General features: G+C 57.0%; 14 protein-coding genes. 5 read left to right on the plus strand and 9 right to left on the minus strand.

Annotated elements, in window-relative coordinates; all coding sequences use genetic code 11:
• Positions 1–173: 173 nt before the first annotated feature.
• From CPJ18_RS12470 to CPJ18_RS27545, 5 genes are all read right to left on the minus strand, one after another.
• Entirely contained in the window at positions 174–539 is a 366-nt protein-coding gene (locus CPJ18_RS12470) for an HVO_A0114 family putative DNA-binding protein (protein WP_103658630.1), read from the minus strand.
• Positions 536–817, minus strand: coding sequence for a toxin-antitoxin system TumE family protein (locus CPJ18_RS12475; RefSeq protein WP_103658632.1), 282 nt, complete (start codon positions 815–817; stop codon positions 536–538). Before CPJ18_RS12475 ends, CPJ18_RS12470 begins: the two co-directional genes overlap by 4 nt.
• A 54-nt stretch (positions 818–871) precedes the next feature.
• The gene (locus CPJ18_RS12480; protein ID WP_167397888.1) at positions 872–1,873 is read right to left on the minus strand and encodes an NAD(P)H-quinone oxidoreductase; all 1,002 of its coding nucleotides are present in this window, start codon (positions 1,871–1,873) and stop codon (positions 872–874) included.
• Positions 1,874–1,954: 81 nt separating this feature from the next.
• On the minus strand, positions 1,955–3,754 hold the full coding sequence (locus CPJ18_RS12485; RefSeq protein ID WP_103658636.1) for a GGDEF domain-containing protein: 1,800 nt from the start codon (positions 3,752–3,754) through the stop codon (positions 1,955–1,957).
• Between the two features lie 170 nt (positions 3,755–3,924).
• The gene (locus CPJ18_RS27545; protein WP_103659102.1) at positions 3,925–4,161 is read right to left on the minus strand and encodes a ribbon-helix-helix domain-containing protein; all 237 of its coding nucleotides are present in this window, start codon (positions 4,159–4,161) and stop codon (positions 3,925–3,927) included.
• Positions 4,162–4,600: 439 nt separating this feature from the next.
• On the opposite strand from CPJ18_RS27545, the gene betI reads away from it, so the two are divergent.
• The 3 genes from betI to betA all read left to right on the plus strand — a co-directional run bounded on the left by betI (position 4,601) and on the right by betA (position 8,667).
• Complete coding sequence (gene betI, locus CPJ18_RS12495) at positions 4,601–5,212, plus strand: transcriptional regulator BetI (protein ID WP_103658638.1); 612 nt, start codon at positions 4,601–4,603, stop codon at positions 5,210–5,212.
• 16 nt (positions 5,213–5,228) lie between these two features.
• Entirely contained in the window at positions 5,229–6,692 is a 1,464-nt protein-coding gene (gene betB / locus CPJ18_RS12500) for a betaine-aldehyde dehydrogenase (RefSeq protein WP_188348518.1), read from the plus strand.
• A 322-nt stretch (positions 6,693–7,014) separates the two neighbouring features.
• Complete coding sequence (gene betA / locus CPJ18_RS12505) at positions 7,015–8,667, plus strand: choline dehydrogenase (protein ID WP_103658641.1); 1,653 nt, start codon at positions 7,015–7,017, stop codon at positions 8,665–8,667.
• 3 nt (positions 8,668–8,670) lie between these two features.
• Here the strand turns inward: betA and CPJ18_RS12510 are convergent, their stop codons facing one another.
• On the minus strand, positions 8,671–8,970 hold the full coding sequence (locus CPJ18_RS12510; protein WP_103658643.1) for a type II toxin-antitoxin system RelE/ParE family toxin: 300 nt from the start codon (positions 8,968–8,970) through the stop codon (positions 8,671–8,673).
• Positions 8,967–9,251, minus strand: a complete 285-nt coding sequence (locus CPJ18_RS12515) for a YlcI/YnfO family protein (protein ID WP_103658645.1) — start codon at positions 9,249–9,251, stop codon at positions 8,967–8,969. Before CPJ18_RS12515 ends, CPJ18_RS12510 begins: the two co-directional genes overlap by 4 nt.
• Positions 9,252–9,381: 130 nt before the next feature.
• Here CPJ18_RS12515 and CPJ18_RS12520 point away from each other — a divergent pair, with 130 nt between their 5' ends.
• Positions 9,382–10,755 carry a chloride channel protein gene (locus tag CPJ18_RS12520; RefSeq protein WP_167397889.1) on the plus strand — a complete coding sequence of 458 codons (1,374 nt, stop codon included), beginning with the start codon at positions 9,382–9,384 and terminating at the stop codon, positions 10,753–10,755.
• On the opposite strand, the gene CPJ18_RS12525 is transcribed toward CPJ18_RS12520, so the two are convergent.
• On the minus strand, positions 10,722–11,477 hold the full coding sequence (locus tag CPJ18_RS12525; protein WP_167397904.1) for a DUF3750 domain-containing protein: 756 nt from the start codon (positions 11,475–11,477) through the stop codon (positions 10,722–10,724). The two genes, CPJ18_RS12520 and CPJ18_RS12525, sit on opposite strands and share 34 nt — an antisense overlap.
• A gap of 76 nt (positions 11,478–11,553) precedes the next feature.
• On the opposite strand from CPJ18_RS12525, the gene CPJ18_RS12530 reads away from it, so the two are divergent.
• Positions 11,554–12,555: an asparaginase gene (locus tag CPJ18_RS12530; protein WP_103658647.1), complete on the plus strand. Its 1,002-nt coding sequence runs from the start codon at positions 11,554–11,556 to the stop codon at positions 12,553–12,555.
• Between the two features lie 6 nt (positions 12,556–12,561).
• Here CPJ18_RS12530 and CPJ18_RS12535 read toward each other — a convergent pair whose 3' ends face one another.
• Positions 12,562–13,221: a glutathione S-transferase family protein gene (locus CPJ18_RS12535; protein ID WP_103658649.1), complete on the minus strand. Its 660-nt coding sequence runs from the start codon at positions 13,219–13,221 to the stop codon at positions 12,562–12,564.
• Positions 13,222–13,512: the final 291 nt, after the last annotated feature.

A 13,512-nucleotide genomic window follows, 5' to 3' on the forward strand; every position in this document is an offset into this window, starting at 1 on the left:
ACGTCCCGCTGGAAGGCGGATTAAGCCGAGGGCTGCCTCGTCAAAATCAAATCCTTTCCATTGCCTGCTACGAAGACCGAAATCTCATTAGACATTGGATCACCTTCCTTTCACTACGTTGAACATGAGAAGAAGGTAATACGATTCGGCGAGATTGCAAGGGCTTGGGAAAATCATGCCGCCTTTTCTGCTTTCATGTCGAACTCGAAGTGAATGTTGTCGTACGGAAACGCGATGCCATTTTGGTGCTTGTCGATAATGCCCGCATTGATCAGCGTCGTTACATCACGGTGCACGGCCTGCACGTCGCGCCCCACACGTCGTGCTACTTCACGGATGGCGAGGGGGCCTTGGCCAACGAGGGTTCGGACAATACTCAGGCGCAACGGCGCAAGAATGCGGTGCAGATCGTCATAGCTCGAAAACTCGATGGAGGGCGTTGCTTCTACCGCCTTGCCTGAAAGGGCAAGCTCTCCGGCGGCCGCAAAACGGGCCTTCATATCGTTAATGGTGCTTAATCGTATCGTCAAACTCGTCATTTCAGTGCCCTTTCCATGTCGGTTTGAAAAGCATCGAAAAGTGCCTCAAGCGTTGTAAATTCAATCGCCTCTTCATGGTCACCAATATGGCGATGATCTCCTTTGCCACGCTCATTGTCGTAACGAAGAATACAGTCGCCATTCACCACAAGCGCCAACCGATATTTGAATGGATGTGTGCTGCCCGGTACGGCGTCTGGCAGATGCCACAACGCGACCTCAAAAAAGGTCGTGTCATTAACGACCCTCCGAGTTTTTTCAATCAGCGTCGCCTTCATGTTGTTATTTCTAACAACCCGCGAAGGTGTTGTCAATGTTAACAACGGAAAGCGTCACGAAACCCGCATCACAATCTTCCCGATATGGCTGCTAGACTCCATCAACCGGTGGCCGTCTGCCACATGGTCGAAGTCGATGATATCGTGGATGACCGGCGCAATTTCGCCAGCTTCCAGCAGCGGCCAGACCTGCGTTACCAGCTCATCGCGGATGGCGCGTTTTTCGTCTGCGGTGCGCGGGCGCATGGTGGAGCCGGTGACTGTCAGGCGTTTGACCATGATGGGGCGGAGATCGACCTTTTCTGCCATATTGCCGCCCAGGAATGCGATGATCGATAGACATCCGTCCTTGGCAAGTGAGGCGAGGTTCTTCTGGAAATATGACGCGCCGATCATGTCGAGGATGACATCGACGCCCTTACCATCGGTCTCCGACTTAATGACTTCGGCGAAGTCCTCTTCGCGGTAGTTGATCGCCCGTCTCGCACCAAGCTTTTCGCAGGCCTCGCATTTTTCCTTAGAGCCCGCCGTAGTGTAGACATCAGCGCCGAAAGCCTTGGCAAGCTGAATGGCCGTTGTGCCGATGCCGCTGCTGCCGCCGTGGATTAGCACGGTTTCGCCTTCCGTCAGCCCTGCCATCTGGAACAGATTGGCCCAGACGGTGAAGAAGGTTTCTGGCAATGCGGCAGCTTTCACCGCGTCATATCCTTTCGGAAAGGGCAGGGCCTGGCCCGCAGGCACCACGCAATACTCCGCATAGCCACCACCATTTGCCAGCGCGCAGACCTGATCGCCTAACCTGAACTCGCTGACCCCTTCGCCCAGTGCCACGACTTCTCCGGCAATCTCCAGTCCCAGCACAGGACTTGCATCCTTGGGCGCTGGATATGTGCCCTGCCGTTGCGCAACGTCCGGCCGGTTGATGCCCGCCGCCTGCACCTTCACGAGAATCTCTCCGGCCTTGGGGGCCGGCAAAGGCCCCGTTGCGAAGGTCATGACGTCGGGTGCGCCGAAGTTTGGCAGGTCAACAAATTTCATCGTTTCGGGCAAAGTCATCAAGGGCCTCCGTCGGGTTATCATTGCCCTGAACTTAGGTCACCTCTGCGGCACTTAAAAGAAGGCGCATTGTCGCTGAGCTCAAATAGTCTCGCCGTAGGTGCGCATGACAAGGCCAAAGTCGTTTTCCTTGGCAGCATTCTTGATCGTAGCAATCTCGCCGCCGATGCGCTCCGGGTCGCCAATGATCAAGCCCTTGGACAGTTGAAGCACGCCGATGGAGCAGCGCAGCAGCGCAAAGTCGCGCTCGTTACCAAACCGGTCGTGGCCCTTGATCTGCCCCGCTGCGCGGTCCTCGTCCGAATAAAGCTGCACCACGTCGTCGTGAAAATCGCTCAGCAGGCGCTCGAGAATTTCCGTGACTTCGTCCTGCGTCCAGTCGCGAACGCCGATGAAGAAATCATCGCCGCCGATATGGCCAAGGAAACAGTCGCCAGAAAAGAAATAGCGCTTCATCAAGGCCGAAAACAGCGTGATGGCATGGTCGCCAACATGGAAGCCGTATTTATCGTTGAAGGGTTTGAAATTGTCAAAATCGCAATAGCAGAAGAAACGGTTGTCGTCGCTGTCGCCGCAACTGTCTTCGATGAAGCCGCTGATAGCGCGGTTACCGGGCAGGGCCGTCAGTGGGTTTTGTTCCTGCGCCAGCTTCAACTGCTTTTCATTGATGACCTTGATCAGCGATGCGGCGGACACGACGCCGATATAGCGCATGTTTTCGGTCAGAATTACGCAGGCGCTGCCGCCTGTATTGGCAAAGACATTCATCAACTGATCAGCATCCGCATCCAGCCCGACGATGGGTGCACCATCGACGAAATGCGAAATCGTCCGCTCATAGACCTTGTTTTTGAGAAGATCCCGCCCGAACGGCTGGTAGATATATTCTTTCAGGTGATGCTCATTGATGACGCCGCGCGGCTCTCCATTGGCGTTGAGAACCGGAAAGAAGGCCTGTGCCGGGTTGCGACGAAACAGCTCGAAAACGCTGTCGATTGTGTCGTTTTCAAAAACAGTCGGCAGGCGCTCGATCTGCCGGCGGATAAGGATTTCGTCCAGCGTCTGGCTGCTGCGGCGCGTTTCACCCAGATGCTGGAGATGCGGAAAAGCGCTCTGCAATTCGCTGACGAAGGTTGTGGGGCGGGAAATGAACCAGCCCTGCACCAGATCCACGCCATGTTCGCGGCAGGCCAAAAATTCCGCTTCGGTTTCGATGCCCTCGGCAATCACCCGCACACCCAACACATGCGCGATGTTGACGATATTTTTTACCAGATGGCGCTTGCGCGGATTACGGTCCACACCGGAAATAAAGTATCGGTCGATCTTCAGATAATCGACCGGAAAATCGCACAGAAGCTTCATTTCGCCATGGCCGACACCGAAGTCATCGATTGCCAGTTTGAAACCTTCCTTGCGCATGCGCCCGATCAGCGCACTGAATTCCGGCACGCTGGTATTGTCGAAACGTTCCGAAAGTTCAAAGCAGATAGAGGACGGCGGAATGGACGCCTTGGCGAGATGCTCCAGAAGCTTGTCTAGAATGGCATCGCCATGCGGTATCAAGCGAACATCGAGATTGAGAAACAGCGTCGCGGAGGAGAACTCCGGCAAGGTGGAAAACTTCGCCAGCGCGCGTCCGGCCAGCATCTGTTCCACGGTTAGAAGCTGCCCATCTTCGGCAATCTGGTCCAGAAGATCGAGGGGGCTGGAAAAGCCGATGCGGTCGAAACCGCGCATGAGCGACTCATAGCCGAATACAGTGCCGGTCGACGCTTCGACAATGGGCTGAAACGCTGTTTCAAGGACAAGTTTTGCCATGGAAGCCATTTGCCCGCTAGCAAAACGCCTGATGACGTCCGGGTCGATCGCCGTCGACATATGATCTTCTCCACCGACTCGCCCAGTTTTATGGTTTTGGCGGGCGCTTTTGCGCAGGAGAATGGCCGAAAGTTCTCAACAAAAACTTTCTCGTTGATGAAGTTTTTTTGAATTTTTTATGACAGTGCTTCAACCCGCTAAAACAGCTTTAGCGAAACAACTTCAGTGTTTTAGCCGTGCCGGCGTTTCAGGGCGTGGGCTGCATAAAGCTCTGCAACGTTCAGATGTTCGCCGACTGGCGTGGATGAGTTGCCTCGCTTTGAAGCCTCGTTTCGACCAGCAGTCTCAACCCAAAGCCGAAGTGCTGCACGAACGACTTCGCTTCCAGATGCGTAGTCTCCGCAGTCGACTGCTTCGCGCATCTTCGCAGCCTGTTCCGGGGAAATAGATACAGTCACCATAGGCATCATGCTTCTCCCTGTTTGATCGTTCCGTTCTACAAAGATGTCAGAGCGAACCGTCATGGCCGTTTTAAATGTTCGTCACTGGCCAATCGTGAGCGAACTTGCGTGATTATTATATTAGCACAAATGTGAAGTGCGCCCGAAGAAACGCCGACCTCCCTTTTATGTTCCAGGTGAATGTTCGTTTTACAAAACGGGGAAGTGCAGCAAAAACCGCTCCGCTACCACGCGCATCGCGCCGGTAACTTTCGTTCATCAAGCGAATGTCATGGGTCATGCGTGCGGCCTCTCATCTGCCAGTGACCATAACCTAACACATTTGCGGCAACGGGCAAGGTTTCCAACCACTTTGGAGATGGCGCAAAGAACACGTTCGCGTGTCGCATTTATTATTGATTGATCAGTCAATCAATAATAAATTGCCCTCCAAAGGAGAGTGCCAATGCCCAAACTCGGAATGGAGCCAGTGCGCAAGAAAGCGCTGATGGATGCCGCACTTCGCACCATCGGTCAGCAGGGCTCCCTGAACGTAACCATGTCGGATATTGCCCGTGAGGCTGGGGTGTCGGCGGCGCTTGCGCATCATTATTTCGGCAGCAAGCAACAGCTTCTGCTGGAAACGATCCGCAGCCTGCTGCGCGCCCTTCGTGGCGACGCGATTGCGGCACTAAGCCAGGCATCAGGGCCTCGGGCACGGCTGAGCGCCATCGTGCGGGTTTCCTTCCACAGCGACCAGTTCACCAATGAAACGGTTGCCGCATGGCTTGCATTTTATGTGGAATCCCAAAGATCCGAAGACATGCGCCGCCTGCTGGTCATCTATAACAGACGCTTGCGTTCCAATATCGTGGATAGCCTCAATCGTCTGTGCCCGCCGGATGATGCAGCCCGCATTGCGGAAGGGGCGGCGGCCCTGATCGACGGGCTCTATATCAGGCACAGTCTTCAGGCCGCACCACTCGGTATCTCCGCAGCGCCAGCGCTGGTGGAGAATTATTTCGACACACAGCTCAAACCTTTTGCGGACGCCAAGCCGTCCATCCGCCTTTTGTAAGGACCACATAATGACATTGAAAGCTCAGCCGAAAGCCTCGCATTTCATCGATGGAGATTACGTCGAAGATGCTGAGGGCACTGTATTTGAAAGCATTTACCCGGCCACAGGCGAAGTCATCGCAAGACTGCATGCGGCCACGCCTGCCATCGTGGAACGCGCCATTGCTTCCGCTAAAAAGGCACAGAAGGAATGGGCGACCATGAGCCCCACCGCGCGCGGTCGCATCCTTCGCCGTGCAGCCGATATCATCCGCGAGCGCAATCGCGTTTTGTCGGAGCTTGAAACGCTGGATACGGGCAAGCCCATTCAGGAAACCATCGTCGCGGATTCGACCTCCGGCGCGGATGCCTTTGAATTCTTCGGCGGCATCGCGCCTTCAGCGTTGAACGGCGATTACATCCCGCTCGGCGGTGATTTTGCCTATACCAAGCGTGTGCCGCTTGGCGTCTGCGTCGGCATCGGCGCGTGGAATTACCCGCAACAGATCGCCTGCTGGAAGGCCGCACCGGCGCTGGTCGCTGGCAACGCCATGGTTTTCAAACCATCGGAAAATACACCGCTTGGTGCGTTGAAGATTGCGGAAATTCTGGTGGAAGCTGGTTTGCCGAAGGGCCTGTTCAATGTCATCCAGGGCGACCGGGACACTGGGCCGCTGCTGGTCAACCATCCAGATGTCGCAAAGGTTTCGCTCACAGGCTCCGTGCCAACGGGTCGTAAGGTGGCCGCGGCTGCTGCCGGGCATTTGAAGCATGTGACCATGGAACTCGGCGGCAAGTCGCCGCTGATCGTGTTCGATGATGCTGACATCGAAAGCGCAGTTGGTGGTGCCATGCTGGGCAACTTCTACTCGTCCGGCCAGGTCTGCTCCAACGGCACCCGCGTTTTCGTCCAACGCGGTGCAAAACAGCGCTTCCTCGACAACCTCAAAAGCCGCACCGATGCAATGATCATCGGCGAGCCCATGGACGAAGCGACCCAGATCGGACCGCTTGTTTCTAAGGCTCAACAGGAAAAGGTGCTGGCTTATATCGAAAAGGGCAAGGCCGAGGGTGCCACGCTCATCACCGGCGGTGGTATTCCCAACAATGTGCCGGGTGAGGGTGCTTACGTGCAGCCGACGGTGTTTGCCGACGTAACCGACACCATGACCATCGCCCGCGAGGAAATCTTCGGGCCAGTCATGTGCGTGCTGGATTTCGATGACGAAGACGACGTCATCGCCCGCGCCAACGCCACCGAATTCGGCCTCGCAGGCGGCGTCTTCACAGCAGACATCAACCGCGCGCACCGCGTGGTGGACCAGCTAGAGGCGGGGACGTTGTGGATCAACACGTATAATCTCTGCCCGGTCGAGATGCCGTTTGGTGGGTCGAAACAATCAGGGTTCGGGCGGGAGAATTCAGCGGCGGCGCTTAGTCATTATAGCGAGTTGAAGACGGTGTATGTGGCAACGGGGAAGGTGGATGCGCCGTATTGATCGAGATCAGAGGCTCATCCTCGTCCTTCGAGGCCCGTTTCACGGGCACCTCAGGATGAGGATGAGAGCACGCGTTTCGGCATTCAGCACTCCACAGCAACACACGTTTTCAACGACACAATGCAACGTCTCTCCACCCCATCCTTCGAGGCTCATTTTATGGGCACCTTAGGACAAGGATGAGAGCAGGCGTTTCGCCCTCAGGCACCCTAGCACGCACGTTCTTCAACGAAATAAATGCACAACCTCTCTCCACCTCATCCTGAGGTGCCCGTGAAACGGGCCTCGAAGGACGAGGTGGCCACAGCAAAGAGCAACCACAATGCAAAACGCAGATTTCGTCATCGTCGGTTCGGGTTCCGCAGGCTCTGCCATGGCCTATCGCCTGTCGGAGGACGGCAAATATTCCGTCATCGTCATTGAAGCCGGTGGTTCCGATTTCGGCCCCTTCATCCAGATGCCAGCCGCCCTTGCATGGCCGATGAGCATGAAGCGCTACAATTGGGGCTATCACTCCGAGCCCGAGCCGAACCTCAACAATCGCCGCATCACCGCTCCGCGTGGCAAGGTCATTGGCGGATCGTCTTCCATCAACGGTCTCGTCTATGTTCGCGGCCATGCGGAAGATTTCAACCGTTGGGAAGAGCTTGGTGCGCATGGCTGGTCCTATGCGGATGTGCTGCCCTATTACAAGCGAATGGAAACCAGCCATGGCGGCGAGGAGGGCTGGCGCGGCACGGATGGGCCGATGCACGTGCAGCGCGGTCCGGTCACAAACCCGCTCTTTCATGCCTTCGTCAAGGCCGGTGCACAGGCGGGGTTTGAACTGACGGACGACTATAATGGCTCCAAGCAGGAAGGTTTCGGCCTGATGGAGCAGACCATCCACAACGGTCGCCGCTGGTCCGCCGCCAATGCCTATCTGCGCCCAGCACTGAAACGGAAAAACGTCGCGCTAGTGCATGGTTTCGCGCGCAAGATCATCATCGAGAGCGGCCGCGCCACGGGTGTCGAGATCGAGCGTCGGGGCGGGGTGGAAACCATCCGCGCCAACCGTGAGGTGATCATTTCGGCCTCGTCCTTCAATTCGCCCAAGCTGCTGATGCTCTCCGGTATCGGCCCTGCCCAGCACTTGCGCGACATGGGCATAGAGGTCATAGCGGATCGCCCCGGCGTCGGTGCCAATCTTCAGGACCATATGGAATTCTATTTCCAGCAGGTCTCCACCAAGCCCGTTTCGCTCTATTCATGGCTGCCGTGGTTCTGGCAGGGCGTGGCGGGTGCGCAGTGGCTGGTGACAAAGGGCGGTCTTGGTGCATCGAACCAGTTCGAGGCCTGCGCCTTCCTGCGCTCCGAGCCGGGCCTGAAACAGCCGGATATCCAGTTCCACTTCCTGCCCGTCGCCATTTCCTATGATGGCAAGGCGGCCGCGAAAAGCCATGGTTTTCAGGTTCATGTCGGCTTCAACCTGTCGAAATCACGCGGCAATGTCACGCTTCGCTCGTCCGATCCGAAAGACGATCCGGTCATCCGTTTCAACTATATGAGCCACGCCGAAGACTGGGAAAAATTCCGCCACTGCGTGCGCCTGACGCGGGATATCTTCAGCCAGAAGGCATTCGATGACTATCGCGGACCCGAAATACAGCCGGGCGAGGGTGTCCAGTCGGATGAAGACATCGACGCATTTCTGAGAGAACATCTGGAAAGCGCCTATCATCCCTGCGGCACCTGCAAGATGGGAGACCGCAACGACCCGATGTCCGTGGTCGACCCGGAATGCAGGGTCGTCGGCGTGGATGGCCTGCGCGTCGCCGACAGCTCGATCTTCCCGCATGTCACCTACGGCAACCTCAACGGCCCCTCGATCATGACAGGGGAGAAGGCATCGGACCATATTCTGGGCAGACAGCCGCTGCCGCGCTCCAATCAGGAGCCATGGGTTAATCCGCGTGCGGAGGTGAGCGATCGCTGAGGATCAGTGGTAATCGTCTTCGCGCTGGTGACGAATGGCAAGGATGGAGACGGTTTCTGCGTCCTCGATTTCGATAAGGGCAATATAGCCTGATGAACCAAAGGGTATCAAAAGCTCTCGACGCCGCCCGTTGTCGCCAATGGTTTTCCGTGTCGCGAAAGGAAATTCCTTGAGGTTTTCTATGGTGCTGATGATTTTATCGAGGGCTTTTTCCGCTGTGGGGAAATCTTTTTCCAGAAGAAATTGATAGAGCCGCGTGATGTCGTCTCTGGCGGAGATCGTGTATCGAAGATTGAAACTCAACGGCCAAGCTCTGCCTTTTTAGCTGCAAGCATTGCCCGCAACTCCGCATGAACTTCATCTGCTGAATAATAAATTCCTGTCCGTTGTGATTCTTCCAACGAAGCAAGCCCGCGCGCGATGAACTCTGCTTGCGATTTCCGAATTTCCACCTGTTTGCGAACCGCCGCTTCCATGAATGCGGAAAGCGTCTCGCCTTCGTTTAAAACGCTTTCCGCCTTGTCGCGAAGTTCCGGCTCAACGCGCAGGGAAGGCAACGTGGCAGTTTTTAAGGGTCGGCTCATGGATAATGTTCCGCATTGCAATTGCGATGCGCGATCCTGCTCCATTCCGTGGCAATTGTCAAAGACGAGGTTGCAATCGTAGCATGGCAGGTCGATAAGAGGGCTTCTCCCGGACGACAGAAAAGTTGCCATGCCTTCCAAATACAAGAAAATGAAGATGTTTCGCCGCTCCCGCGTCATGTGGGGTTCGTGGCGTGTGTGGAAGCCTCGTGCTGTCTTCTGGACCGGCGCTCTGGCCGTCGGTGTCATCAGCGTCGCTTTTGCGAAGATGGCGGATTGGGCGCAGCATCTGTTCTTTTCCGTCACCTCGTCGGGAGAGTGGGCATTTCTTCTGCCATTGATCATCACCCCGCTCGGCTTCGCACTCTGTGCGTGGCTGGCCATCACGGTGTTTCCCAATTCCGGCGGTAGCGGCATTCCGCAGGCAATCGCGGCACGGCACTTTCATGATGACGAGGAACGGTCACGACTGCTGTCTCTGAAACTGGCCGTAGGCAAAATCGTGCTGACCATTGCCGGCCTCTTGTCAGGCGCATCCATCGGGCGTGAGGGGCCAACCGTGCAAGTGGGCGCGTCGATCATGCTTCAGGCGGCACGCATCGGCGGCATGGCGCAGGCGCGGGGGCTGATCCTCGCCGGTTCCGCCGCAGGCATCGCCGCAGCCTTCAACACGCCTCTCGCCGGTATCGTCTTTGCCATCGAGGAAATGAGCCGGACCTATGAGGCGCGTTCCAACGGTCTGGTGCTGACCGCCGTCATCCTGTCGGGCCTTGCGTCGCTGGGTCTTGTCGGAACCTACACCTATTTCGGCACGAGCACAGTCGTGGCGCAGACGGCGGCGGATTGGGGTCTGGTGCTGGTTTGCGGCATTGGCGGCGGTGTGTTCGGTGCGCTGTTCAGTGCGGGCGCGTTGAAAGCCTCGCAGCGCATTCGTCGCTGGAGCCACAGCGTGCCGTTGAAGCGGATGCTGATCGTTGCCGCCGCTTGCGGTCTGGCCTCCGCCATCATTGGTGTGGCAACGGGTGGTGCGACGTTCGGCACGGGGTATGAGCAGGCGCGCTCCGCGATCGAAGGGCAGGGCGCGCCGACCTTCTTTTTCCTCGAAAAGCTGGCATCGACGTTTCTTGCGATGATGTCGGGCATTCCCGGCGGCATTTTCGCGCCCTCACTGTCGGTCGGTGCCGGTTTCGGTAGCACGGTGTCGTCCATTCTCGGTACCAGCATCGGGCTTGGTGCCATTCTCGGCATGGCCGGATATTTCGCCGGGGTCGTCCAGGCCCCGATGACGGCCTTCGTTATCATTTTGGAAATGACCGGCAATCATGAGGCGGTTATCCCCATCATGGCGGCGTCCATGTTGGGATATCTGACATCACGCATGATTTCGGCGGAACCGCTTTACCACGGCCTGTCACGGGTCTTCATCGCGCAGGGTATTCGTGCCAAGCGCGCGCACCGCACGCCAGACGATCATACGCCCAGCGTTGATGCCGTGCCAAAATAGCCGAGCCCCGGTATTTTGATGCCGTGGTTCACGATGTCGATCCCGGCGACAAGACCGAGGAAATTGATCTCGAAACCACTTCTGGCACCTGCGGAGACGCCGAGGAAACCACCGAGCGAAACGCTCACATCCTTCCAGTCGTCCGCGACGTGGATAAATTCCCCGTTGGGCAGATAATCGCGACCGACAGCATCGGGCGGCAGCACCACACCCAGTTCCGGCACTTGGCGCAGCACATGCGCCACGAAGGTGTTGGAGTTGGGACCCGGATAGATGTGATAGCCGCCTGGCTTTCCATAGGGGTAATCGGCGATGGCCTGCTCGATTTTCGGGATCAGCCGTTCGGCTTCCTCCCCGTGCAGTTCAACGACGCGGCGCGGCATGTTGGAGTACCAATAGGCATCAGGCGCATAGGCATTGCGGCGGATGGGGTTGCCCCAGCCCACCTTGTCGTAGCGCTCGTAGGTGGAAGCCCCATCTTTTTTCACCACGATCCAGGCGTGGCTGGCAATCGAGCCTTTGAAGCCACCGGTCATGGCGGAATAGACGTAGATCGCCGCAGGCTTATCGGCCTGTGCTTCAGGCAGAATACCCGCCGAAGACCAGCGGGCATTGCGATAGCCGGTGGGGTGCTCCTTCATGGCCCACAGCCCTGCCGACGCCAGCGCCGGCAACAGGTAGATGACGAAGACGGCAACTAAAAAACGTTTGGCAAATTTCAATGCGGCAACCTCGTGCATCGTGACGACAATTCCTTTAAACAACGATCCCAAATTCGCATTTTTTGAGGCCATACCCATGCACAACCCCGTTACCGTCGAAGTCTTCAGAGGAAATCTCGTTGAAAGTCGTCATCGCGGCATGGCCGTCGTCATGGATGGCGCAGGCGAGGTCGTGTTCTCGGCGGGTGATATCGAAGGTGGCGTGTTTCCGCGCTCGGCCTGCAAGGCGATGCAGGCGCTTCCTCTAGTAGAGAGCGGCGCGGCGGATGCCTATGGTTTCGGGGCAAAAGAGTTGGCATTCGCCTGCGCATCTCATTCGGGTGAAGATGCCCACGTGCAGCTAGCGGCAAGTATGCTGGCGAAGGCTGGTAAAGACGTGGAGACGCTGGAGTGCGGCGCGCATTGGTCTTCCGATCAGAAGACCATCATCCACCAGGCCCGCACATTGGAAAAGCCATCGGCACTTCACAACAATTGCTCAGGCAAGCATTCCGGCTTCGTCTGCACCTGCGTCCATACGGGCATGGAAACGAACGGTTATGTCGGTTACGACCATCCTCTCCAGGCCGAAATACGTGCCACGATGGAAAGCCTGACGGGCGCTGCCATCGGCCATGATAATTGCGGTGTCGATGGTTGCTCCATTCCCACCTATGCCATTCCACTGAAAGGTCTGGCGCATGGCTTTGCCAAAATGGCGACGGGGCAGGGGCTGGAACAAGAACGGGCAAAGGCCTCACGCCGCCTGATCGATGCCTGCATGGCGCAACCCTTTTACGTGGCTGGAACGGGTCGTACCTGCACGCGGCTGATGGAGATCGCACCCGGTCAGATTTTCGCCAAGACCGGTGCCGAGGGCGTGTTCGTCGCCGCCCTGCCGCAGCAGGGTATCGCCATGGCCGTCAAGTGCGAGGATGGCACGACGCGCGCAGCGGAAGCCATGATTGCCGCGCTGCTGGCGCGTTATTTCGAAAAGGATAGCCCCGAGCAGCAGACGCTGTTGAGCATGGCAAACCGCTCCATGAAAAACTGGAACGGCATCCATGTCGGCGACATCAAAGTGACCACCCGGCTATAGGCGGGTTCACGCCGCTTCGTTGTTGCGGGCGTCCCACATGGCCTTGAACGCGGGGCGAGACTGGCAGCGTTCCAGCCACGCCTTGACCGATGGGTTGCCATCGAACAGCGGTGCGTGCGCCTGCGCGTAGCGCACGACTTCGGCGGCGTTGATGTCTGCGACGCTGAACCGGTTGCCGACCAGATAGTCTTTGCCTGCAAGGTGCTGCTCGAGAACCTTGAACGGTCGGCGTAACATGCGCGCCGCCACTTCGATCACCGCCTGCCCGGCGTCGCTGTCCGCCAGTCCTTCGGCGGCAGTGGACGAAATCTTCAGAGCGTTGGTCTCTATTTCGGTGGCTGCGAAGAAAGACCACTGCATCATCTGCGCGTCTTCGACGATATCCGCCGGGGCCAGCGCGGTGCCATGCTTGCGCGCAAGATACAGGTTGATCGCCATCGACTCGTAAAGGACCATGCCATCGTCACCGATGCAGGGAATGGTGCCCATGGGGTTGATCGCCAGATAGGACGGGCTCAGGGTGTTGATGGGGGCATCCGGTGCCAGAGGATCGCTTAACCGTCTGGCCTGGATGACGGGCACATGCGTGAACTCAAGCCCGAGTTCTCCGGCCAGCCACAACGTGCGCGTGGCTCTAGAGCGATAAACTCCATAGATCGTCAACATCAGCAATTCCCTTCGATTTGTGGAGGTAAACTATTGCTGACATTTGCAAAACGGAAGCCGGAATATCGAAAGGCCCCGCGATTTTTTCTGACAACCAAATGCATCTTTCGATTGCATTTTAAGTAGAATAGAGTTAATTGCGGATATATTGTACCCATATTGTTCAGCCGTAAATCTATTTGCAGATATTGACAGTGTTACGGCTTATTTTAATCGGGCATAAGTAATTTTGCTCTATGTTCGTAGTCGCTGATCTCTGTCCGTGAAATATGGTTTCCGGCTGTTCAGAGC

It is taken from the genome of Agrobacterium rosae, from assembly GCF_002915175.1.
GTDB lineage: Bacteria > Pseudomonadota > Alphaproteobacteria > Rhizobiales > Rhizobiaceae > Agrobacterium > Agrobacterium rosae.

Coding starts and splice junctions, on each gene's coding strand:
- CPJ18_RS27545 (WP_103659102.1), bottom strand. CDS start 4,161: ATGCCTATGGTGACTGTATCTATTTCCCCGGAACAGGCTGCGAAGATG.
- CPJ18_RS12470 (WP_103658630.1), bottom strand. CDS start 539: ATGACGAGTTTGACGATACGATTAAGCACCATTAACGATATGAAGGCC.
- CPJ18_RS12535 (WP_103658649.1), bottom strand. CDS start 13,221: ATGTTGACGATCTATGGAGTTTATCGCTCTAGAGCCACGCGCACGTTG.
- CPJ18_RS12475 (WP_103658632.1), bottom strand. CDS start 817: ATGAAGGCGACGCTGATTGAAAAAACTCGGAGGGTCGTTAATGACACG.
- betI (WP_103658638.1), top strand. CDS start 4,601: ATGCCCAAACTCGGAATGGAGCCAGTGCGCAAGAAAGCGCTGATGGAT.
- CPJ18_RS12530 (WP_103658647.1), top strand. CDS start 11,554: ATGCACAACCCCGTTACCGTCGAAGTCTTCAGAGGAAATCTCGTTGAA.
- betA (WP_103658641.1), top strand. CDS start 7,015: ATGCAAAACGCAGATTTCGTCATCGTCGGTTCGGGTTCCGCAGGCTCT.
- CPJ18_RS12480 (WP_167397888.1), bottom strand. CDS start 1,873: ATGACTTTGCCCGAAACGATGAAATTTGTTGACCTGCCAAACTTCGGC.
- CPJ18_RS12485 (WP_103658636.1), bottom strand. CDS start 3,754: ATGTCGACGGCGATCGACCCGGACGTCATCAGGCGTTTTGCTAGCGGG.
- CPJ18_RS12520 (WP_167397889.1), top strand. CDS start 9,382: ATGCCTTCCAAATACAAGAAAATGAAGATGTTTCGCCGCTCCCGCGTC.
- CPJ18_RS12515 (WP_103658645.1), bottom strand. CDS start 9,251: ATGAGCCGACCCTTAAAAACTGCCACGTTGCCTTCCCTGCGCGTTGAG.